The sequence below is a fragment of the Agrobacterium tumefaciens genome, from assembly GCF_017726655.1.
GTDB lineage: Bacteria > Pseudomonadota > Alphaproteobacteria > Rhizobiales > Rhizobiaceae > Agrobacterium > Agrobacterium tumefaciens_B.
Map to the genome: position 1 here is coordinate 2231697 of NZ_CP072308.1, position 22954 is coordinate 2254650.

Consider the following 22954-nt stretch of genomic DNA (forward strand, 5'->3'; position numbering starts at 1 on the left):
GTCTGAATGGCGGCTTAACAGATCACGCTCGCTGTTGTTCGCCGCCTGCAGCCGAAGTTTTCAACACGGTGCCGTCACAAGATTTCGCATTATCGTTTTAGGGATTGCTAACAACGGTATGTTCAATTTTTGCCGACCGGCGCCCGAGTAACATGACGTCATCGCGGGACTACGTCCTCCGTGTCATCCCATCAAGCCTAGTCCGGACTCTGTGTCTTTATGCAAGATATTCTTCACTTCATCTCTGCGTGTTACCAGGCAGGAAGCGCCGACCGCGTCCGCTCCGAATTTTCGTCGCTCATTCGAGACTATGGCTTCGACTATTTTCTGGTCAGCAAACGGATGACGGGCGAGCTCGCCTCGACCGGTCAGGTTCTTGCGCAGCATTTGCCGGAGGGCTGGCTGGAGGTTTACAGGGCCAAGAAGTACAATCTCGTCGATCCCGTCCGCAAGGTAATCGGCATGGTCCACAAGCCGTTCCAGTGGAAGGACGCGCTGGATGGGCTGCCGCGGGCAATGCATCGCAAAAGGGCAAGCGTTTTCCTGCACGATGCCAGCCGTTACGGCCTGCAGGGAGGTTATGCTTTCCCGGTGCATGGGCGTGCGGGATTCATCGGTGCGGTGTTCATTGGCGGAGAAGATCGGCAATTGTCTTCCCTGCAGGTGGAGCTACTCGATTCCGCCACGCGTGCCGTCTTCTGGCGGCTGCTCGATCTTTCCGGGCAAGGCGAGGGTTTCAGCAACGCACCGGAGGTTTCGGCGCTGGAACTGACGCGACGCGAAATGGAAGTGCTGGCACTGATGGCTGATGGCATGACCTCGACGGAGATCGGCCGTCAGTTGTCGATCTCCAATCATACGGTCGACTGGTATATAAACGGAATCCAGCGACGCTTCTGCGCCAAGAACAGGCAGCACACGGTGGCACTTGCTTTTCGCCATGGTCTGCTGAGTTAACGCAAACAGAACAATTCTCGCCGGAATTGCCCTTTCCAAGACGGGGTTTTGCTGCTTAATTCCGCAGTGCAGCAGAATATTGTTTTGGCGTGTGGGGAGACCGTCTTGAAGATATCGAAAATACTTGTTGCCAACCGTTCCGAAATTGCCATCCGCGTTTTCCGGGCTGCCAATGAGCTTGGAATTAAAACCGTTGCGATCTGGGCGGAAGAGGACAAGCTTTCCTTGCACCGCTTCAAGGCGGATGAATCCTATCAGGTTGGCCGCGGCCCGCATCTTGCCAAGGATATGGGGCCGATCGAGAGCTATCTTTCGATCGAGGAGGTTATCCGTGTCGCCAAGCTCTCGGGAGCCGATGCGATCCATCCCGGCTACGGCCTTCTGTCGGAAAGCCCGGAATTCGTGGAGGCCTGCAACAAGGCCGGCATCACCTTCATCGGACCGACGGCGGACACCATGCGCCAGCTCGGCAACAAGGTGGCTGCCCGCAACCTGGCGATTTCGGTCGATGTTCCCGTCGTTCCCGCAACCGATCCGCTGCCTGATGATATGGCGGAAGTGGAGCGCATGGCCGAGGAAATCGGCTATCCCGTGATGCTCAAAGCCTCATGGGGCGGTGGCGGTCGCGGCATGCGCGCCATCCGCAGACGAGAAGACCTTGCCCGCGAGGTGACGGAAGCCAAGCGCGAAGCAAAGGCCGCCTTCGGCAAGGACGAGGTCTATCTGGAAAAGCTGGTCGAGCGCGCGCGCCACGTGGAAAGCCAGATTCTTGGCGATACACATGGCAATGTGGTGCATCTTTTTGAACGCGACTGTTCCATTCAGCGCCGTAACCAGAAGGTCGTCGAACGTGCGCCCGCGCCTTATCTTACCGAAGCGCAGCGGCAGGAACTTGCGTCCTACTCCCTGAAGATTGCGGGTGCCACCAACTATATCGGCGCTGGCACAGTCGAATATCTGATGGATGCCGATACCGGCAAGTTCTACTTCATCGAGGTGAACCCACGCATCCAGGTGGAGCACACGGTCACCGAAGTCGTCACCGGCATCGATATCGTCAAGGCGCAGATTCACATTCTTGAAGGTGCCGCCATCGGCACGGCGGAATCGGGCGTTCCGCGCCAGGAAGACATCCGCCTCAACGGCCATGCGCTGCAGTGCCGTATCACGACGGAAGACCCCGAACACAACTTCATTCCCGATTACGGCCGTATCACCGCCTATCGTTCCGCCTCGGGCTTCGGCATCCGTCTGGACGGCGGCACTTCCTACACGGGCGCCGTCATCACCCGCTATTATGATCCGCTGCTGGTGAAAGTGACGGCCTGGGCGCCGCAGCCGGATGAAGCGATCAGCCGCATGGACCGCGCGCTGCGCGAGTTCCGCATCCGCGGCGTGGCGACCAACCTTACCTTCCTGGAAGCCATCATCGGTCACGACAGCTTCCGCAACAACACCTATACGACGCGTTTCATCGACTCGACGCCGGAGCTATTCGCGCAGGTGAAGCGTCAGGACCGCGCCACCAAGCTTCTCACCTATCTGGCCGATGTGACCGTCAATGGTCACCCGGAAACCAAGGGTCGCGCCAGACCGCCCGAAAAGGCCGCAAAGCCTATCGTGCCTTACATTGATGCGCCGACGCCAGATGGCACCAAGCAGCTGCTGGACAAGCTCGGCCCGAAGGGCTTTGCGGAGTGGATGCGCAATGAAAAGCGCGTTCTGATCACCGATACGACCATGCGTGATGGCCATCAGTCGCTTCTCGCTACCCGCGTTCGCACCCATGACATTGCCCGCGTCGCCAGCGTTTACGCCAAGGCCCTGCCGCAGCTTTTGTCGCTGGAGTGCTGGGGAGGTGCGACCTTCGACGTTTCCATGCGCTTCCTGACGGAAGATCCCTGGGAGCGTCTCGCACTCATTCGCGAAGGCGCGCCGAACCTGCTGCTGCAAATGTTGCTGCGGGGCGCGAATGGCGTCGGTTACAAAAATTACCCCGACAATGTCGTAAAATACTTCGTCCGGCAGGCCGCCAAGGGCGGGGTCGATCTCTTCCGCGTGTTCGACTGCCTGAACTGGGTGGAGAATATGCGGGTTTCAATGGATGCCATTGCCGAAGAGAACAAGCTCTGCGAGGCGACTATCTGCTACACGGGCGATATACTGAACTCGGCCCGCCCGAAATATGACCTGAAATATTATACCAGTCTTGCTAAGGAGCTGGAGCAGGCCGGCGCGCATATCATCGCCGTCAAGGATATGGCTGGCCTGTTGAAGCCGGCCGCGGCGAAAGTCCTGTTCAAGGCGCTGCGCGAAGAAACGGGCCTGCCCATCCATTTCCACACCCACGATACGTCGGGTATTTCGGCGGCGACGGTTCTTGCCGCCGTGGATGCCGGTGTCGACGCCGTCGATGCGGCCATGGACGCCTTCTCCGGCAATACGTCGCAGCCATGCCTTGGCTCGATCGTGGAGGCGCTCGCAGGATCGGAACGCGATACCGGCCTTGATCCCGAGTGGATCCGCCGCATTTCCTTCTATTGGGAGGCCGTGCGCAATCAATATGCCGCCTTCGAGAGCGATCTCAAGGGACCGGCCTCGGAAGTCTATCTGCATGAAATGCCGGGCGGCCAGTTCACCAACCTCAAGGAACAGGCGCGTTCGCTGGGCCTCGAAAGCCGCTGGCACGAGGTGGCACAGGCCTATGCGGATGCGAACAGGATGTTTGGTGATATCGTCAAGGTGACGCCGTCCTCCAAGGTCGTCGGTGACATGGCGCTGATGATGGTGAGCCAGGACCTGACGGTCGCGGATGTCGAAAATCCCGACCGTGAAGTGTCCTTCCCGGACTCTGTCGTGTCGATGCTGAAGGGCGATCTCGGACAGTCGCCCGGCGGATGGCCGGCGGCCCTGCAGAAAAAGGCGTTGAAGGGTGACGAGCCCTATACGGTTCGTCCTGGCTCGCTTTTGCCCGACGCCGACCTGGATGCGGAGCGGAAGGCAATCGAGACAAAACTGGAGCGCAAGGTCGACGACTTCGAGTTTGCATCCTACCTGATGTATCCGAAGGTCTTCACCGACTTCGCTCTGGCAGCAGAAACCTACGGCCCTGTCTCCGTTCTGCCTACCCATGCCTATTTCTACGGCATGGAGGATGGTGAAGAGCTGTTTGCCGATATTGAACGCGGCAAGACGCTTGTTATCGTCAATCAAGCCTCGTCCGGCACGGATGACAAGGGCATGGTCACGGTGTTTTTCGAGATCAACGGCCAGCCGCGCCGCATCAAGGTGCCGGATCGCGCCCATGGCGCTTCCGGCTCTGCCGCGCGCCGCAAGGCCGAACCGGGAAGCGCGTCGCATGTTGGCGCGCCAATGCCGGGTGTCATCAGCAGGGTCTTCGTCAACCAGGGTCAGGAGGTCAAGGCCGGCGACGTGCTGCTTTCTATCGAGGCCATGAAGATGGAAACCGCGCTGCATGCCGAACGCGACGGCAAGATCGCCGAAGTCTTGGTACGACCAGGCGACCAGATCGACGCGAAGGACTTGTTGATCGCTTACGCCGAATAACGGCGTAACTCCTCCCGGCAACAGACTCGTAGACGCCCGCCTTCTCGGCGGGCGTTTTTTTATTGCGCTACGGCAGAAACTTGTTTATGCATGTTCTTACACGTTTGTTCCCGTTTATGCATGAGTTTTCATGAGCGACCATTTTGTCAGTGAGCGGCAGGCGCTTATCCTCGAGCAGTTGCGGCAAAGCGGCCGCGTTCTCGCGCAGGATCTGGCGCAAAACTTCGGCGTTTCCGAAGATACCGTGCGCCGCGATCTGCGCGAAATGGCAGCGCGCGGGGAATGCCTTCGGGTTTACGGTGGAGCCTTGCTCTCGGATAACAAGACGGTTCCGTTGAAGACACGGATTGCCGAGGATGAGGACCGGAAGGCGCTGTTGGCGCGGTCCGTGCTGCCGCTGCTTGAGCCGGGGAAGGTCGTCTTCATCGATGCGGGTTCCACCAATCTTGCCATTGCCCGCGCGATCCCGGCCGGTCTCAACCTGACCGTGGTGACGAATACCCCGGCCATCGCTGCCGAACTGACGGGGCGTGCCGATATTGATCTCGTGCTGATTGGCGGCAAGGTCGATGCGGCCGTTGGTGCTGCAATCGACGCCATGGCATTGCGGCAGCTGGAGTTGATGCGGCCGGATCTGTGTGTTCTCGGTGTCTGCGGCGCTGCTGCCGAGACCGGGCTTTCGGCGGATGTTTTCGAGGACGCGGTGTTCAAGCGGCTTGCCTGCAGCGCCAGCCAGCGGATCGTCGCCGCGATTACCACGGAAAAGCTCGGCCATAAGGCTGCTTTTCACGTGCATGATTTTTCCCCGCCTCTTAGCCTCGTGCTCGAACAGGATGCCGACCGCGCCATGGTCGAGGCGCTGCGTGCAAAAGGCGTCGAGGTTGATTGCGGCGCGAGTGACGCTGTGCGATTTCCACTGGTCAAGTCTAAAGGATAGTGCCGATGAATGGCCCTACGACATTTTCGCCGACGGCCAAGCGCTCGTCTTATCTGACAAGGCAAAGGCTGGGCGTTTCCCTGCTGTTCCTGATGAACGGCTTCATGATGGGATCATGGGCGCCCAAAATTCCGGAATTCGCGGCGCGGCTTTCGTTGAGCGAAAGCGCGCTCGGCCTCATCATTCTCGTCTTCGGCATCGGCTCGCTTGTCTTCATGCCGATTGCCGGCTCCCAGATCGCCCGTTTTGGCTCAAGGACCGTAAGCCTCGTCACGGCTGCGATCTTCCTGCCGACGTTGCTCTTCATCTCCTGGGCAGGCACGGTCTGGGCCGGCGTGATCGCGGTGTTCCTGTTCGGTGGACTGACCGGGGCTATGGATGTCGCGATGAATGCCAACGCCGTCGCGGTGGAGCGGGATATGCGGCGGGCGATCATGTCGTCCTGTCACGCCTTCTGGAGCCTGGGAGGCCTGATCGGCGCGGGTCTTGGTGGTTACCTCATCACGGCCATCGGTGTGCAGGGACATGCCATTGCGCTTACACTCATCGCGCTTGTGCTTCTGGTCATCGCCTGGCCGCGGGTCCTCGCGGACCGGCCGCATCCGGAGGAGGAGCGTCCGAAAGGCGGACTGCCGCTGACGCCGTTGCCCTGGATCATCGGCTTGATGGCCTTGTTCTCGATGATCCCGGAAGGGGCGATTCTTGACTGGGGTGCACTTTATCTGCGCAATGAACTCGGTGCGTCCGTCTCGCAATCCGGTTTTGCTTTTGCGGCCTTTTCCATGACGATGGCGGCGATGCGCTTTGCTGGCGACCTCGTGCGCGATCGCTTTGGCGCCGTCACGACGCTGCGCTTCTGTTCGGCAATGTCGATCCTCGGACTCCTGATTGCCGGTGTTGCGGAAAATTCCACCATCGCCATTATCGGCTTTGCGATTGCAGGCATCGGCATCTCCAACATGGTGCCCATTGCCTTTTCGGCGGCCGGCAACATGCCGGGGTTGGCACCGGGGATTGGTCTTTCGGTCGTCACGACAATGGGTTATTCGGGCATTCTGGTGGCGCCGTCGGCAATCGGCTTCATTGCCGAGCATACCGGCCTCGCCAGTGTTTTCCTGTTCCTGCCGCTTCTGCATGTCGTGGTTCTCCTGCTTTCGCGGCTTGCCCGCCATGCAGATGGTGCGGGCAAGGAATAGGCGTCTCGAATTTTGCCATGATTGCGGTAAAGTAGAAGCTCCCGTGCGTTGGGTGTTGACAAGCAGGCTTGCCTGTTTCACCTCAAATGCCATACCTTGCCGCAAGCTCCAGAGACCGCCATGACGTCACCTGCCGATTACGATCCAAAGCCCCGCCGTGCATCCGTCGCCGTCGACGTCGGCGGTGTCATCGTTGGTGGCGGGGCCCCCGTCGTCGTGCAGTCGATGACGAACACCGACACGGCGGACATCGACGCCACCGTGCAACAGGTGGCGGCGCTCTTCCGGGCCGGCTCGGAAATCGTGCGCATTACGGTTGATCGTGACGAGAGCGCTGCCGCTGTGCCGAAAATCCGCGAACGGCTGCTGCGCCTTGGGATGGATGTGCCGCTTGTCGGGGATTTCCATTATATAGGCCACAAGCTTCTGGCCGATCATCCGGCCTGTGCAGAGGCACTGGCCAAATACCGCATCAATCCCGGCAATGTCGGTTTCAAGGACAAGAAGGATAAGCAGTTCGGCGAAATCGTCGAAATGGCGATCCGTTATGACAAGCCCGTTCGCATCGGCGTGAACTGGGGGTCGCTCGATCAGGAGCTGCTGACGACGCTGATGGACAGGAACAAGGAGCAGGGTTTTCCGCTCTCCGCCCGTCAGGTCACGCGGGAAGCCATCGTTCAGTCAGCGCTGATTTCCGCCGAGCTTGCCGAAGAGATCGGCCTGCCGCGCAATCGCATCATCCTGTCGGCTAAAGTCAGTCAGGTTCAGGACCTGATCGCCGTCTATTCGATGCTGTCGGAACGATCCAACCACGCCCTGCATCTGGGCTTGACCGAGGCGGGCATGGGTTCGAAGGGCATCGTCGCCTCCTCCGCCGCCATGGGTTATGTGCTGCAGCATGGCATTGGCGACACGATCCGCGTATCGCTCACGCCCGAGCCGAATGGCGACCGTACCCGTGAGGTGCAGGTGGCTCAGGAATTGCTGCAGGTGATGGGTTTCCGTCAGTTCATTCCAGTCGTTGCGGCATGTCCCGGCTGTGGACGGACCACGTCCACTGTCTTCCAGGAGCTCGCCCAGAACATCCAGAACGACATTCGTAAGAACATGCCGACCTGGCGTGAGAAATATCCCGGTGTCGAGGCGCTCAACGTCGCCGTCATGGGCTGCATCGTCAATGGCCCCGGCGAAAGCAAACACGCCGATATCGGCATTTCGCTGCCCGGCACCGGTGAGAGCCCAGCGGCACCTGTTTTCATCGATGGCGAAAAGGCGCTCACCCTGCGCGGCCCCAACATCGCCGCTGATTTTGAGGCGCTGGTGATCGATTACATCGAAAAGCGTTTTGGCCGGAAAGACGCGGCGGAATAATGCGTAAGCTGCAATGGCCCGAAATCCACTGTCATACCTCCTGAACCTCTCGGAGCATCCAGAAACATGATCAAAAAAATCGCGATCGTCGCCCTTTGCGGCACTTATCTTTCCGCCTGCACCACGACCGATCCCTATACGGGCGAGCAGAAGATGTCGAACACGGCAGGTGGCGCCGGCATCGGCGCCGTTGTCGGTGCTCTCGGGGGTCTTGCTGTCGGCGGTTCGCCGGTCGGTCGCCGCAATGCTGCGCTTATCGGCGCTGGTATCGGTGCGCTCGCAGGTGGTGCGATCGGCAACTACATGGACGGCCAGGAAGCCGAGCTTCGCGCCCAGCTGCAGGGAACCGGCGTTTCGGTGACGCGCCGTGGCGACAGCATCGTTCTCAACATGCCATCGAACATCACCTTCGCGACGGATCAGGATCAGGTCATTCCGCCCTTCTACCCAACGCTCGATTCCGTCGCCATCGTGCTGAACAAGTTCAACCGCACGCTGATCGACATCAACGGCCACACCGATTCCACCGGTAGCCTGCCGCACAACCAGGCGCTTTCGGAGCGTCGCGCGGCGTCAGTCGCAAATTATCTCGGCGCACGCGGAGTCGACCAGCGACGTATCTCGACCCTAGGCTTCGGTCCGTCACAACCGATTGCCTCGAATGCAACGCCCGACGGCCGCGCGCAGAACCGCCGCGTTGAAGTACTGATTTCGCCGCTAAAGCAATAGCTTAAAGCCGTCACCCCGGACTGTTCCGGGGTGACGTGCAATCAAGTCATTGATCGCTGAAAACTCCTTCTCTGGCGCAAACGCGTATTCGCTGGATGCCGGATCTCGTCCGTCATGACCGAGCAACGTCGCGAAAACCTTGTCAGCTTTTCCGTTCAGCGATGAACTTTGCGGCCGCGGTGAGAATCGCGGCCTTTTCGCCATAGGGGGCCAGGAGTTCGCTCGCTTCGCCCACCTGCTCCTGCAACTTGCGGCGCGCCCATTCTTCGCCGCGCAGGGCCACAAGCGTGCCCTTGCCACGGGCAGCGTCCTTGCCAGTTGCCTTGCCCATGGTGGCGGCGTCGGCAGTCAGGTCCAGCAGGTCATCGGCCAGCTGGAACGCCAAGCCGAGCTTTTCACCGAAGAGGCGCAGTCTTTGCCGTTCGGATAGGTCACTGCCAGCAATCAGCGCGCCAGCCTCGCAGGCAAAGCGCAGCAGGGCGCCCGTTTTCATAGCCTGCAATGTAACGACTCCGGGCTCGTCGGGCGGGTTCTTTTCGGCCGCGAGATCAAGCGCCTGCCCACCTGCCATGCCGCCGATCCCGGCCGCCCGGGCAAGCGAAAGCACAAGCGCGACTTTGCGATCGGGTGAAAGCGGATTTTCGTCCGAGGCGATGATGTCGAAGGCAAGTGTCAACAGGCTGTCACCCGCGAGGATGGCAGTCGCCTCATCAAATTTGCGATGCACGGTCGGCTGGCCGCGGCGCAGGTCATCATCGTCCATGGCTGGCAGGTCATCATGAACAAGCGAGTAGCAATGAAGGCATTCCAACGCGACGCCGACGTGAAGTGCGGCATCGGCATCTCCGCCCAGAAGCGCGGCGCTTTCGATGACCAGGAATGGCCGCAGGCGCTTACCGCCGTTCAGCACGCCATGGCGTATGGCGGCAAGCAGCTTCTCCGGGCGCGTTATCTCGTCCGCGCGGGCTTCGCCCGAAAGCAGTTGCCCGAGCAGGCCCTCGGTCCTCGCCGCGTTTTCACGCAGCCGCATTTCGAATTTGATCATCTGAGCGTCCATGCCGCGCTCTTTGGCATGCCGGGCGAGGGCAAGCAACCTTTTCGTGATTCCATGGGAGCAAGCTGCCGGCGGACTCGCCTTGAAGGCAGCAATGGACTATGAAAGGCTTCAATTGGTGCGGGGCTTTGACGAATATTGAGCAGTACGCCTGAAAGCGACGCAGATTACGCCGTCTCGGCGCAAGACCGGAGCAGTCCGAAGGTGGATTTTCGCACGTTGGCCAAGCGCATCATCCTGACCTTGCTGGCATTGCTTATCCTGCCGTATCTGCTGATCCCGGTTTATGCGCTGCCATTCATCCGGCCGGTGTCCACGCTGATGCTTGCCGATCTCGCGACTTTTCAAGGTTATGACAGGCGCTGGGTGCCCCTCGAGGATATTTCGCCGCGCCTTGTTCAGTCGGTGATGATGTCTGAAGACGGGCAATTCTGTTTCCATGGCGGCGTCGACTGGAACCAGATGCAGTCCGTTGTGACCGATGCGCTGGACGGGGCCTCCACGCGTGGTGCCAGCACCATTCCAATGCAGACGGCCAAGAACCTGTTTTTATGGAATGGACGCTCTTTCCTGCGCAAGGGGCTGGAGCTGCCGTTGGCGATCGCGGCTGACTTCGTCTGGTCGAAAAAGCGGATGATGGAAATTTATCTGAACGTCGCGGAGTGGGGGCCGGGCATTTACGGCATCGAGGCCGCAGCCCAGCACCATTTCAAAGTGCCGGCCGCAAAGCTCAGTTCCAGGCAGGCAGCACTACTCGCGGTCTCGCTGCCCAATCCGATCGATCGTGTTGCAAGCAAGCCCGGGCGCGGACTGCAAAGGCTCGCCGGTCTTATCGAGCGTCGTGCCCGCGCCTCCGGCAGCTATGTCGGCTGCGTGCTGGATTGATTCGCTCGCGCCGCGTCAGCCTTTCTTGAAAATATAATCCGTTTCCTGACGCAGGGTTTCGCCCGGGCGCAGGATGGCGTTCGGAAAATCCGGATGATTGACGGCGTCAGGCCAGATCTGCGTTTCCAGGCAGAAGCCGGCGAACGGGCCATAACGGCGGCCATCAAGGCCAGGAACCGGAACGTCCAGCTTGAAGGCGGAATAGAACTGCACGCCGGGCTCAGTGGTGTGAACCTCAAGGGCGATGTCGGAGGCTGGAGAATAGGCGCGGGCGACCTTGGACTTGGCGCGACGCTCCGGGGAAAGACAGAAATTGTGATCGTAGAGCACCTGTTCGCCGTTTTCCTCGCGTCGCATTGGCGTCGGCTGGCGCAGGTCGAACACCGTCCCGTCCACGGGGCGTATTTCCCCGGTTGGGATCTGCCGCTCGTTTGTCGGAAGGTATAAGTCGGCGGCGATGCTGATCTCGTGGCCGAGGGCCGTATCCGCCCCATCCAGATTGAAATAGGAATGCTGGCAGACATTGGCGATGGTGGGTTTGTCGGTCACCGTTTCGTAAACGACCGACAGCACCCCACCATCAAGGATCGTATAGGTGGCCGTAACCGTGCAGTTGCCGGGGTAACCAGCGCGGCCATCGGGGTCGATGATCTGCAGGACCACGTGGCTTTCGCCATGTTCCATCAGCATCCAGTTGCGCTTGCCCATGCCGTCGCTGCCGCCATGCAGGTGGCTTACGCCTTTTTCGTTCAGTTCCAGTTGATAGTCGTGGCCATCGATGGAGAACTTCCCGTTGCCGATGCGATTGGCATTTCGGCCGGGGGTGGCGCCGAAATAGGAGGAATATTTGTAATCCTCGAATTTGTCGAAGCCGAGAACGAGTGGCGGCTGATGACCCTCAAGGCGCAGATCCTGAATGACGGCGCCCCAGGTAATGACCTTCGCCGTAAGGCCACCCTTGGAGATGGTTACCCGTTCGATCTTCTCACCGGTTGCCGTGAAACCGAAATCTTCCCGTGCCGCGCCGTCGCTCATCTCGTCATTCTCCCTGGTGTCGCGAATTGCCGGGCGGACGTTGCGTCATTTTCCGGCAATTCGCAATCCCGCAGTTCAGGCGGCCATCTGTCCGATAGCGTCGAGATCGTAGGGCGTCGTCTGGTAAATTTCGTTGATCCAGTTCCCGAAAAACAGGTGGGCATGGCTGCGCCAACGGTTGAGCGGTGCAAGTTCCGGGTCGTTGTGCGGGAAATAATCATGCGGCAGCTTGATTGGCACGCCGGCATGCACGTCGCGGAAATACTCGTCCGAAAGCGATGTCGAATCATATTCGACATGATTGAACATGTAGAGACGATTGCCCGCCTTCTCATGCACCAGGCAAACACCCATTTCCTCCGATTCCATCAGAATTTCGAGATCGGGATGCTTTTCGATATCGGCGCGGCGAACCTCGGTCCAGCGCGAGACCGGAACCTGGAAGTCATCTGAAAAGCCGTTGAGATAGATCGAGGAGGGGCAGAGATTGCGGTGGCGATAGACCCCGAAAGCTTTTTCCTTCAGCTCGTATTTCGGAACCCCGTGGAAGTGATAGATGGCGGCCATCGCGCCCCAGCAGACGTTGAGCGTCGAATGGACATTGGTGCGGGTCCACTCGAAGATCTTCTGCATTTCATTCCAGTAGGTAACGTCCTCATAGTCGAGGAGCTCGATGGGAGCGCCGGTGATGATGAAACCGTCGAACTTGCGGTGACGCACCTCTTCCCACGTCTCGTAGAAGGAGAGGAGATGTTCTTCCGGCGTGTTCTTGGCGCGATGACCGCCGATCCGGACGAGCGAGAGTTCCACCTGAAGCGGCGAGGCGCCGACGAGGCGCGCCATCTGGATTTCCGTCTTGATCTTGTTCGGCATGAGGTTGAGAAGCCCGATCTGGAGCGGACGGATATCCTGCCGGATGGCAGCCGTTTCGGTCATGACCCGCACACCCTCATGAACCAGGGTCTCAAAGGCGGGAAGCGTATCGGGAATCTTGATTGGCATGTCGAACTCTCTTTTCCGGATGACGTAAAGAACGTTGCGAAAACAAAAAAACCGGCAGCGGAAATCGCGACCGGTCCCAGGAAATTGCCCTTTTCCTCGACCCTTTAGCGACTTCTTTAAAGTGGCTGCAAGCCGGTCGGCAAATCACCACTGAGGCGTTTCATAATCCCGAAGCTGGCGAAAATCAATATAGGCGGTTTTATAAGGCTTTCGCCTTTCCATTTTCGGCCGAGGTGCGGTAAGGCAGGGCATGGACAATGCGCGTTTCACCATTCTGCTTGGCGGCGATGTGACGGTTACCGATCGCCTGAAACAGGCCGTCGCGAATAGCCGCGTGATCGCTGCCGACGGCGGTATGCGCCATGCCGCGCCGCTTGGTTTAACACCCGAACTGTGGGTGGGCGATTTCGATTCCGCCAATCAGGCGCTGCTCGACACCTGGCCCGATGTCAAACGGCAGCCGTATCCGGCCGCAAAAGCCGTGACGGATGGGGAGATTGCCGTTTCGGAGGCGCTTTCCCGCGGCGCTCGGTCGCTGGTGCTCGTTGGCGCATTGGGCGGCCCACGCAGCGACCATGCACTTCAGCATCTTCTTTATGCGGTGGCGCTCGCCGAGCGTGGTCTTGAAGTGACACTGACATCCGGCGAAGAAGAGGCACGCCCCTTGCTCCCCGGTTCGATGGATATCGATCTGCCGCCCGCTTCGCTGTTCTCTGTTGCCGGCTTTACGGCCCTTGAGGGGCTCGATATCGGCAATGTGCGCTATCCGCTGGACGATTTTGCGCTTGCTTTCGGCTCTTCCCGCACTATTTCCAATGTCGCGAATGGCGGGCTCGTGCATTTCTCGCTGAAAAGCGGAAAAGCCATCGTGCTTGCCCGCCCCTATGATCTGACCGGAGCCTGATGCCTTGGCACCCCCAATTCTGAAACTCGATGACATCAAGCTGACCTTCGGCGTGACCCCGCTGCTCGACGGCGCCAATCTCCAGGTAGAGCCGGGCGACCGCATCTGCCTTGTCGGACGCAATGGCTCGGGCAAGTCCACGCTGATGAAGATTGCCGCGGGTCTCGTCGAGGCGCAGTCGGGCGAGGTGTTCCGGCATCCGGCCGCGACGATCCGTTATCTCGAACAGGCCCCGGACTTTGCCGGTTACGATACGGTTCAGGCCTACGCCGAAGCGGGGCTCGGGCCCGGCGACGATCCCTATCGTGTCACCTATCTTCTCGAACATCTTGGCCTCACCGGACAGGAAAATCCGGAGAGCCTTTCCGGCGGCGAGGCCCGCCGGGCGGCTCTGGCCCGCGTTATGGCGCCGGAACCCGATATTCTGATGCTGGACGAGCCGACCAACCATCTGGACCTGCCGACCATCGAATGGTTGGAAAGCGAGTTGCAACAGACACGCAGTGCGCTGGTGCTGATTTCGCACGACCGTCGCTTTCTCGAAAAGGTTTCGACCTCTACCGTCTGGCTGGATCGTGGCCAGTCGCGCCGTCTCAACCGTGGCTTTGCCCATTTCGAGGAATGGCGCGACAAGGTGTTGGAAGAAGAAGAGCTGGAGCAGCACAAGCTCGGCAAGGCCATCGAGCGCGAAGAACACTGGATGCGCTATGGTGTGACCGCAAGGCGAAAGCGCAACATGCGTCGCGTCGGCGAGCTTCAGGCAATGCGCGCGGAATATCGCGGCCATAAGGGGCCGCAGGGCTCCGTCCAGGCAACCGTGACGGAGGGTCGAGAGTCCGGCAAGCTCGTCATCGAGGCCGACAGCATCACCAAGGCCTATGGCGAGCGCGTCATCGTCGCGCCGTTTTCGCTGCGTGTCCATCGCGGTGACTGTATCGGTTTCGTGGGCCCCAACGGTGCTGGCAAGACGACGCTTCTGAAGATGCTCACGGGCCAGCTCGAGCCGGATAGCGGCACGGTGAAGCTCGGCACCAATCTGGAGATCGCGACGCTCGACCAGAAGCGCGAGGATCTCAACCCGAACGATACGCTCGCGCATTATCTGACCGATGGCCGCGGGGAAAACCTGCTCGTTAACGGCGAGTTGAAGCATGTGACGGGGTACATGAAAGATTTCCTGTTCCAGCCGGAACAGGCCCGCACGCCCATTCGCAACCTGTCCGGTGGCGAACGCGCGCGCCTCATTCTCGCGCGTATTCTGGCGCGGCCGACCAACCTTCTGATCCTCGACGAGCCCACCAACGATCTCGATATCGAAACGCTCGACCTCCTGCAGGAAATCGTTGCCGGCTTCTCCGGCACGGTCATCCTCGTCAGCCACGACCGCGATTTTCTCGACCGCACCGTGACCTCCACGATCGCGCCTGTTAATCCCGACCAGCCTGACGGGCGCTGGATCGAATATGCCGGCGGCTATTCTGACATGATGGCGCAGCGCAAGGGTGCTGCGGACGAAAAGCGCAAGGCGGAGAAGCAGGAAAAGGCGAAAGCGTCATCTTCCGCCTCGGCGTCGCAGGAGCCTGCAAAGACGAAGGGTAAACTCTCCTTCAAGCAGAAATTCGCGCTCGAAAATCTGCCGAAGGAGATGGAGAAGACCCAGGAAGAGATCGCAAAACGGGAACAGCGTATGGCTGACCCGGAACTCTTTGCCAAGGACCAGACGACCTTCAACAAACTCGCGCAGGAAATGGAAAAGCTGCGTGACAAGCTGGAGGCCATGGAAGAGGAATGGCTGGAGCTTGAGATGTTGCGCGAGGAGCTGGAGGGTTGATGCAGCGTAACGGGTGCATCCGCGCTTTGACACACAGGCGGAATTGACGTTCTATGCCCGCTCGTCATGGAGGAGGTCTGAAATGCGCATGATTTTCGTCAACCTGCCGGTCAAGAGCATCGAAGTATCGAGAAACTTCTTCACGGCACTCGGTTTCAGCTTCAATCCGGAATATTCCGACGACCGCACGCTCTGCATGATCGTAGAAGAGAACATCTTCGTGATGCTTCTTCAGGAAGAGCGTTTTCGCGATTTCATCAACGGTGAGATTGCCGACGCCAAAAGCAGCACCGAGGTGTTAACCTGTCTTTCCGCCGGCAGCCGCGAGGAAATCGACCGGATGATCGCAACCGCTCTCGCATCTGGTGGCAACGGCTGGAAGCCGGTTCAGGACCACGGCTTCATGTATGCCGGCAGCTTCCAGGATCCCGACGGGCATGTCTGGGAACTCGTGCATATGACGCAGCAGGGCTGAGACGAGCCATCTTGCCAAGATAAGGCGAGGGGACTACACCATCATCTTGATCTAACGGGGTGTCTTGTGCGCTTTTGTGCAGAAGGCTGAGAGGCTTGCCAACCCGAAGAACCTGATCCGGTTCATACCGGCGGAGGGATTAGACGGCTTTTGGACAGGCGGCTATTTCCCTTTTTGTTTGAGGAGATACCCGTGCGCCGTCGTTTTTTCCTGAATTCTGTCATCGCCGCTTTGCTGCTGCCCGGTTTTGCTGAGGCGCAAGACAAGCAAGAGCTCACTGTTTATACCTATGAAAGCTTTGTTTCGGAGTGGGGTCCAGGCCCTAAAGTGAAGGAAGCTTTTGAGACGGTCTGCAACTGCACTGTCAATTTCGTCGGTGTGGCGGATGGTGTCGCGCTGCTCAACCGGTTAAAGCTCGAAGGCACGGGGTCCAAAGCCGATGTCGTGGTTGGTCTCGACACAAATCTCATCGCGGAAGCCAAACAGACCGGGCTTTTTGATGTCAGCGGCATCGACGCCTCGGCTGCCAAGGTGCCGGGCGGTTACAAGGACGATGTCTTTGTGCCTTATGACTATGGTCACTTCGCCGTCATCTACGACACGCAGACCGTCAAGATACCGCCGGCAAGCCTGAAAGAGCTGGTGGAAGGCGATCCTTCGCAAAAAATCGTCATTCAGGACCCGCGCACCTCCACGCCGGGGCTTGGGCTGCTGCTGTGGGTAAAGTCCGTCTATGGCGACAAGGCCCCTGAAGCCTGGGCGAAGCTTAAAAAGCGCATTTTGACCGTCACGCCGGGCTGGTCAGAATCCTATGGCCTTTTCACCAAGGGTGAGGTGCCGATGGTGCTGTCGTACACGACCTCTCCTGCCTATCACATGGTTGCTGAAAAAACTGATCGGTACCAAGCCGCGCCGTTCTCTGAAGGTCACTACATCCAGATAGAGGTTTCCGGCCTTCTCAAAAATGCGCCGCACAAGGAGCTGGCAAAGCAGTTCCTTGCGTTCACGCTCACGCCGGGCTTTCAGGATGCCATTCCCGAAAACAACTGGATGATGCCGGCTGCGGCCACCTCCAAGCCGCTGCCGGAAGCGTTTTCAAAGCTTGTGGTGCCGCAGAGGACATTTCTGATGGATCCGGAAGAGGTGGCGAAGAACCGCAAAGTCTGGATCGACGAATGGCTTGCCGCCATGAGCATGAACTGAGCAAGAGGCACGCTTCCGCATGATGTTGCGTCGGGATTATCGACGGTCGATCATCCTCGGAACGGCGGCTTTTGCCGCCGTTTTCCTGTTCATGGCGCTCGCTGTCGCAGCCCTTTTTACCTTCGATGCGGGAGGATCGGCCGCCGGGGTGATGGATCCCTATACGCTGCGTATCCTGCGTTTCACACTATATCAGGCAACGCTCTCTACGGTTTTTTCCATTGTCTTGGGGCTGCCGGTAGCGTTGGCGCTTGGCCGACGCCGGGCCTTTCCCGGGCGGACCTGGGTGATCAGGCTGATGGCGGTGCCGATGGGGCTGCCTGTCATCGTCGGCGCCTTCGGTATTATCACCATCTGGGGCAGGCAGGGGGTGTTGAACACAGTCCTGACGTCCGCCGGCGTGGACGAGCCGTTCAGCATTTACGGTCTTTCCGGCATCCTCATCGCCCATGTGTTTTTTAATCTGCCGCTTTCGATCCGGCTGATGCTGGCGACGCTGGAGCGGATTCCGGGCGAATATTGGCGCATGGCGGCAAGTCTCGGCATGGGGCCGGTTTCGACTTTCCGTTTTATCGAATGGCCAGCGGTCGCTCGGGTCATGCCCGGCATCGCCGGCCTCGTTTTCATGTTGTGCGCGACCAGCTTCACGCTCGTGCTGCTGTTAGGCGGCGGACCGGCAGCCACCACACTTGAGGTGGCGATCTATCAGGCCCTGCGGTTCGATTTCGATCCGCAGCGGGCGATCGCGCTGTCTGTTTTGCAGATTGCGCTCACCGCCATTCTGCTTGGCCTTCTTGCGCTCCTTCCTTCCGCTGAGGCCGAGATTCCGTCGCTTGGCCGGCCCCTTCGCCGGTTCGACGGCCGGGGCATTGGTGTCCATCTATGGGATGGTGGGGCTATCACTCTTGCCGTTCTCTTCATTAGCCTGCCGCTTATCGCCATCGCCGTCTCGGGACTGAGTTCCGACCTGCCGCGCCTTCTGTCCGCGCCAATTTTCCGGCGGGCGGCGATGACCAGCCTTGCAATCGCTATGCTTTCGGCGACGTTCGTCATCGTCTGCTGCGTGGCGATCATCGGCGCGCGTCAGGCGATAGGCTCGAGGCGGCGGGTGTGGCGGCCCCTTCGCGCCCTGTCGGCCATGCTTGGTGCCGGGTCTTCGCTGGTGCTGCTGGTACCACCGGTCGTGTTGGGCAGCGGGTGGTTTTTGCTGTTGCGCGGTTTTGGCGATGCCACCTTTCAGGCGCCCTTTCTCGTGGCGCTCATCAACATGCTGATGGCTTTGCCGCTTGCCATGCGGGTGCTGGAGCCAGCCTTTGCCAGTCATTTCCTGCGCACTGGTCGGCTTTCTGCCAGTCTTGGCCTTGAGGGCGTGAGGCGATTAAGGATTGCCGATCTGCCGGTCCTGTGGCGACCGCTCGCCATGGCGTTCTCCTTCGCCATGGCTCTGTCGCTGGGTGATCTCGGCGCGGTCGCGCTGTTCGGTTCGGAGGATTTTGTAACCTTGCCCTGGCTGGTCTATAGCAGCATGGGCAGCTACCGGACAAACGACGCGGCCGGTTATGCCTTCCTTCTCGGGGTCGTCTGCCTGCTGCTGGCCGCGGGCGGCGTCTCACGACAATCCCAATCCGCAAGGGCCAACATATGACGGAGAAAGATTTCGCCGTGAAGCTGGAGGAGGTCAGGCTGCGACTCGGAACGCAGGATTTCCGGCTGGACTGCACCTTCCCGCAAGGGCAGATCATTGCGGTCGTCGGCGCATCGGGTTCAGGCAAATCGACGCTTCTCAATCTCGTCGCCGGTTTCGAGGAACCCGATTCCGGTCGCGTGATGATCGATGGGCGTGATGTAACGGGCCTCGATCCTTCCGAACGGCCGGTCTCATCGATCTTTCAGGACAACAATCTCTTCGCCCATCTCGATATCTTCACCAATGTCGCTTTGGGTGTGAGCCCTGGATTGCGGCTGCGACCGGAAGACCGGCAACGGATCGAGGTGGCGCTGGCAAGGGTCGGTCTTGCCGGGTTCGACAAACGCCTGCCGGGCACGCTTTCCGGCGGAGAGAGGCAGAGAGCGGCGCTGGCGCGCGCACTGGTGAGGAAAAAGCCGGTCATGCTGCTTGATGAGCCTTTTGCGGCCCTCGATCCGGGCCTGCGGGCCGGCATGACGTCGCTCCTGCTCGACTTGCATCATGAAACAAAAAACACGGTGATTATTGTCACGCACCATCCCGAAGACATCAAAAAGCTGGCGCAGAAGGTGGTTTTTCTTGATCAAGGCCGCGTTGTCTATACGGGGTCGACCCAAGATTTCTTTGTCACACAAAATGTGAAGGCGGTGGACAGTTTCCTGAACGGGTGACCGCCTTATTTTCGACGCGTGCCGCTGGCAATCGCTTCGGGTGACTTCAATGACGCGAATTTGCAATTGCCAGTTTCTAGTTGTTGCCCGAGAAAAGATGGGAATTATTGGGTTCTTCAGGAATATTCCGCACTGGGTGGATCGTTTTTACCGTTTTGGCATTCATCGCCCTTTGGGGCGAATCTGTTATTCTGGTCTGCAATTAACGGATGATCAGGAACGTTAGGGGCAGGCAGAGAGAATGAGAAATAGCATGACTGCACAGGGGGGGCTCATTTCCCGGTCAGGACGTCGCCGTTCCGGGAGAATGGTTGCTGCCTGTTCCGCGTTGGCGGCGTCCGCGGTGTTGCTATCATCCTGCCAGTCCCTGTTCAGTCCTGCCTACCAATCCACCTTGCGTCCTTCGGACAATCCGCAGACCGTGGAACAGGTTCAGAAGAACGATCCCCGTGCCCAGATGGGCGCGCGTGAGCATCCGCGCATCGTGGCGAGCTACGGTGGCGAATATCGCGATGCGAAGACGGAGCGGCTTGTCGCCCGCATTGCGGGGGCGCTGACGGCCGTCTCGGAAAATCCGCAGCAGTCTTACCGCATTACCATCTTGAACTCGCCAGCCATCAACGCTTTTGCGCTGCCGGGTGGGTATCTCTATGTGACGCGCGGGCTTCTTGCGCTTGCCAACGATGCATCGGAAGTGGCAGCCGTGCTGTCGCATGAAATGGGCCACGTCACCGCCAATCATGGCATCGAACGTCAACGCCGCGAAGAGGCGGAGGTCATTGCCAGCCGCGTCGTCGCCGAGGTGCTTTCGAGCGATCTCGCCGGCAAGCAGGCTCTGGCGCGCGGTAAGCTGCGGCTCGCGGCGTTTTCCCGTCAGCAGGAATTGCAGGCGGACGTCATCGGCGTGCGGATGCTTGGCGAGGCGGGTTACGACCCCTTTGCTTCGCCGCGGTTCCTGGATTCCATGGCGGCCTATGCGCGATTTTCCTCGGCCGACCCTGAAAACGATCAGAGTCTCGACTTCCTTTCCAGCCACCCCAACACGCCGCAGCGCATCGAGCTTGCACGCCGCCATGCGCGCGCCTTCGGCCAGGAAGGCCAGGTCGGGGATCGTGGCCGCGACTGGTTTCTGGATGGCATAGACGGCCTGCTCTACGGCGACAGTCCGCAGGAAGGTTATGTCCGCGGCCAGACATTCCTGCACGGCACGCTCGGCATTCGTTTCGATGTGCCGGAAGGTTTCGTCATCGATAACAAAGTCGAGGCCGTGCTGGCGACGGGTCCGGGTGACGTGGCAATCCGCTTTGACGGCGTGGCGGACCCGAAGCAGACGAGCCTTGGCAACTACCTGACCAGCGGCTGGGTTGCCGGCCTGCTGCCCGAGACCGTCAGGGAAACGCAGATCAATGGCCTCGAGGCGGCAACGGCCCGTGCAAGTGCCGATAAATGGGATTTTGACGTGACCGTCATTCGCGTCGGCGACCAGATATTCCGGTTCCTGACGGCGGTACCGAAAGGTAATACGCAGCTCGACTCCATCGCCAACACCTTGCGCACCAGTTTTCGCAAGATGACTCCTCAGGAGATCGCGTCGCTCAAGCCGCTGAGGGTGCGGGTGGTGACGGTGACGCCCGGCGAAACCGTGGCAACGATGGCAGCCCGGATGATGGGCACAGAGCGCAAGCTCGACATGTTCCGGATGATCAATGCGATGAGCGCAACCGCCACGCTCCAGCCCGGACAGCGTGTCAAGATCATCTCCGAATAAACGAAACCCCGGATCGCTCCGGGGTTTTTGCCATCAGCGAGCTGGGATGATTATTGCCATTCGCGCACATCGACGAAATGACCGGCGATCGCCGCCGCAGCGGCCATGGCCGGCGAAACGAGGTGGGTGCGGCTCTTGTAGCCCTGACGGCCCTCGAAATTGCGGTTCGAGGTCGAGGCGCAGCGTTCGCCGGGCTTCAGGCGGTCATCGTTCATGGCCAGGCACATGGAGCATCCCGGCTCACGCCATTCAAAACCGGCATCGAGGAAGATCTTGTCGAGACCTTCCTGTTCCGCCTGTTCCTTCACGAGACCGGAGCCGGGCACGATCATGGCCGAGACGGTTGGTGCTACCTTACGACCATCGACGATCTTGGCGGCTGCCCGCAGGTCTTCGATGCGTCCATTGGTGCAGGAACCGATGAAGACGCGGTCTATCGCGATGTCGGTGATCCGCGTTCCGGGCTTCAGGCCCATATAGTCGAGCGCGCGCCACTTGGAAGAGCGCTTGTTTTCATCATCGATATCATCTGGATTGGGGACGATGCCCTGAACCGAGGTCACATCTTCCGGCGATGAGCCCCAAGAGACGATGGGCGGCAGATTGGCGGCATCGAGAATGACGACCTTGTCGTAATGGGCGCCTTCGTCGGACTTCAGGGTTTTCCAATAGGCGATGGCCTGTTCCAGCGTTTCGCCCTTCGGCGCCCGCGGCTTGTCCTTGATGTATTCGAAGGTGGTCTCATCAGGCGCGATCAGACCGGCGCGCGCGCCGCCTTCGATGGTCATATTGCAGACCGTCATACGGCCTTCCATGGAGAGCGAACGGATCGCCTCGCCGGCAAATTCGATCACGTGGCCGGTGCCACCAGCGGTGCCGATCTCGCCGATGATGGCAAGGATGATGTCCTTGGCGGTGACGCCGTCAGGAATCTTGCCATCGACACGCACCAGCATGTTCTTGGCCTTTTTCTGGATAAGCGTCTGGGTCGCCAGCACATGCTCCACTTCGGAAGTGCCAATGCCATGTGCCAGTGCACCGAAAGCACCGTGGGTCGAGGTGTGGCTGTCGCCGCACACGATGGTCATGCCCGGCAGGGTGAAGCCCTGTTCCGGGCCGACGATGTGGACGATACCCTGGCGCTTGTCCCGCTCCGAATAATATTCGACGCCGAAATCCCTGGCGTTCTGCGCCAGCGCTTCCACCTGGATGCGGCTTTCCTCGTTCTTGATGCCTTCCAGACGGTCAGCGGTGGTCGGCACGTTATGGTCGACGACGGCCAGCGTGCGCGTCGGCGAATGCACCGGACGACCGGCCATCCGCAGGCCTTCGAAGGCCTGCGGGCTCGTCACCTCATGAACGAGGTGACGGTCGATATAGAGAAGACAGGTTCCGTCAGGGTCACGGTTGACGACGTGGTCGTCCCAGATTTTGTCATACAAAGTGCGGGGTGCGCTCATGGCTCTATGCCTTGTCATGTAAAAGATGATGGGGGTTCAGGAAGGCGATGGACAGCAGGGTGCTGTCAGGCGAGCCTAAGTCGGCTGGTGAGCGCCCCGGAGACGCGCGCGAAGAAGCGTGCCGGCAGACGCTTGTGGTCCTGCAGCACATAAACATTCTGCGCGAGACATCCGAATTTAGATCCCATGGAAACTTTCATAGCAGATGGATGGTTTTACAGC

General features: G+C 59.7%; 19 protein-coding genes and 2 riboswitches. Of the genes, 14 read left to right on the forward strand and 5 right to left on the reverse strand.

Annotated elements, in window-relative coordinates; genetic code table 11:
- The first annotated feature begins 219 nt into the window (after positions 1-219).
- The 6 genes from AT6N2_RS10980 to AT6N2_RS11005 all read left to right on the forward strand — a co-directional run bounded on the left by AT6N2_RS10980 (position 220) and on the right by AT6N2_RS11005 (position 8757).
- A complete protein-coding gene (locus tag AT6N2_RS10980) occupies positions 220-957 on the forward strand; it encodes a helix-turn-helix transcriptional regulator (protein WP_209086717.1) in 738 nt (245 codons plus the stop codon).
- A 105-nt stretch (positions 958-1062) separates the two neighbouring features.
- Entirely contained in the window at positions 1063-4524 is a 3462-nt protein-coding gene (pyc, locus tag AT6N2_RS10985; protein ID WP_209086719.1) for a pyruvate carboxylase, read from the forward strand.
- Positions 4525-4654: 130 nt separating this feature from the next.
- Positions 4655-5461, forward strand: coding sequence for a DeoR/GlpR family DNA-binding transcription regulator (locus AT6N2_RS10990; RefSeq protein WP_209086726.1), 807 nt, complete (start codon positions 4655-4657; stop codon positions 5459-5461).
- A 5-nt stretch (positions 5462-5466) separates the two neighbouring features.
- Positions 5467-6657 carry an MFS transporter gene (locus tag AT6N2_RS10995; RefSeq protein WP_209086728.1) on the forward strand — a complete coding sequence of 397 codons (1191 nt, stop codon included), beginning with the start codon at positions 5467-5469 and terminating at the stop codon, positions 6655-6657.
- A 120-nt stretch (positions 6658-6777) separates the two neighbouring features.
- Entirely contained in the window at positions 6778-8028 is a 1251-nt protein-coding gene (ispG, locus tag AT6N2_RS11000; protein ID WP_209086730.1) for a flavodoxin-dependent (E)-4-hydroxy-3-methylbut-2-enyl-diphosphate synthase, read from the forward strand.
- Positions 8029-8094: 66 nt separating this feature from the next.
- Complete coding sequence (locus tag AT6N2_RS11005; RefSeq protein WP_063951465.1) at positions 8095-8757, forward strand: OmpA family protein; 663 nt, start codon at positions 8095-8097, stop codon at positions 8755-8757.
- 142 nt (positions 8758-8899) lie between these two features.
- Here the strand turns inward: AT6N2_RS11005 and AT6N2_RS11010 are convergent, their stop codons facing one another.
- Positions 8900-9814, reverse strand: a complete 915-nt coding sequence (locus tag AT6N2_RS11010; RefSeq protein ID WP_209086739.1) for a polyprenyl synthetase family protein — start codon at positions 9812-9814, stop codon at positions 8900-8902.
- 135 nt (positions 9815-9949) lie between these two features.
- Here AT6N2_RS11010 and mtgA point away from each other — a divergent pair, with 135 nt between their 5' ends.
- Positions 9950-10696: a monofunctional biosynthetic peptidoglycan transglycosylase gene (gene mtgA, locus AT6N2_RS11015; protein WP_077225177.1), complete on the forward strand. Its 747-nt coding sequence runs from the start codon at positions 9950-9952 to the stop codon at positions 10694-10696.
- A 15-nt stretch (positions 10697-10711) separates the two neighbouring features.
- Here mtgA and AT6N2_RS11020 read toward each other — a convergent pair whose 3' ends face one another.
- The gene (locus AT6N2_RS11020) at positions 10712-11731 is read right to left on the reverse strand and encodes an aldose epimerase family protein (RefSeq protein WP_209086741.1); all 1020 of its coding nucleotides are present in this window, start codon (positions 11729-11731) and stop codon (positions 10712-10714) included.
- A gap of 75 nt (positions 11732-11806) precedes the next feature.
- Entirely contained in the window at positions 11807-12733 is a 927-nt protein-coding gene (metA, locus tag AT6N2_RS11025; RefSeq protein WP_063951463.1) for a homoserine O-acetyltransferase MetA, read from the reverse strand.
- 84 nt (positions 12734-12817) lie between these two features.
- A riboswitch (SAM riboswitch) is annotated at positions 12818-12894 on the reverse strand.
- An 89-nt stretch (positions 12895-12983) separates the two neighbouring features.
- Here metA and AT6N2_RS11030 point away from each other — a divergent pair.
- The 7 genes from AT6N2_RS11030 to AT6N2_RS11060 all read left to right on the forward strand — a co-directional run bounded on the left by AT6N2_RS11030 (position 12984) and on the right by AT6N2_RS11060 (position 21272).
- Positions 12984-13637, forward strand: coding sequence for a thiamine diphosphokinase (locus AT6N2_RS11030; protein ID WP_209086743.1), 654 nt, complete (start codon positions 12984-12986; stop codon positions 13635-13637).
- Positions 13638-13641: 4 nt separating this feature from the next.
- Positions 13642-15468 (forward strand): ABC-F family ATP-binding cassette domain-containing protein, encoded by a 1827-nt coding sequence (locus AT6N2_RS11035; RefSeq protein WP_063951461.1) that lies wholly within the window; start codon positions 13642-13644, stop codon positions 15466-15468.
- A gap of 82 nt (positions 15469-15550) precedes the next feature.
- Positions 15551-15943, forward strand: coding sequence for a VOC family protein (locus AT6N2_RS11040; protein WP_063951460.1), 393 nt, complete (start codon positions 15551-15553; stop codon positions 15941-15943).
- 45 nt (positions 15944-15988) lie between these two features.
- Positions 15989-16099: riboswitch (TPP riboswitch) on the forward strand.
- Between the two features lie 36 nt (positions 16100-16135).
- Complete coding sequence (gene thiB, locus AT6N2_RS11045; RefSeq protein ID WP_209086745.1) at positions 16136-17146, forward strand: thiamine ABC transporter substrate binding subunit; 1011 nt, start codon at positions 16136-16138, stop codon at positions 17144-17146.
- Positions 17147-17165: 19 nt separating this feature from the next.
- Entirely contained in the window at positions 17166-18791 is a 1626-nt protein-coding gene (gene thiP / locus AT6N2_RS11050; RefSeq protein WP_209086747.1) for a thiamine/thiamine pyrophosphate ABC transporter permease ThiP, read from the forward strand.
- Positions 18788-19504, forward strand: coding sequence for a thiamine ABC transporter ATP-binding protein (gene thiQ / locus AT6N2_RS11055; protein WP_209086749.1), 717 nt, complete (start codon positions 18788-18790; stop codon positions 19502-19504). Before thiP ends, thiQ begins: the two co-directional genes overlap by 4 nt.
- 307 nt (positions 19505-19811) lie before the next feature.
- Entirely contained in the window at positions 19812-21272 is a 1461-nt protein-coding gene (locus AT6N2_RS11060; protein WP_233282503.1) for a M48 family metalloprotease, read from the forward strand.
- A gap of 50 nt (positions 21273-21322) precedes the next feature.
- On the opposite strand, the gene leuC is transcribed toward AT6N2_RS11060, so the two are convergent.
- Positions 21323-22732, reverse strand: coding sequence for a 3-isopropylmalate dehydratase large subunit (gene leuC / locus AT6N2_RS11065; RefSeq protein WP_063951455.1), 1410 nt, complete (start codon positions 22730-22732; stop codon positions 21323-21325).
- Between the two features lie 65 nt (positions 22733-22797).
- A complete protein-coding gene (locus tag AT6N2_RS24335) occupies positions 22798-22920 on the reverse strand; it encodes a hypothetical protein (protein ID WP_004443954.1) in 123 nt (40 codons plus the stop codon).
- Between the last annotated feature and the right edge of the window lie 34 nt (positions 22921-22954).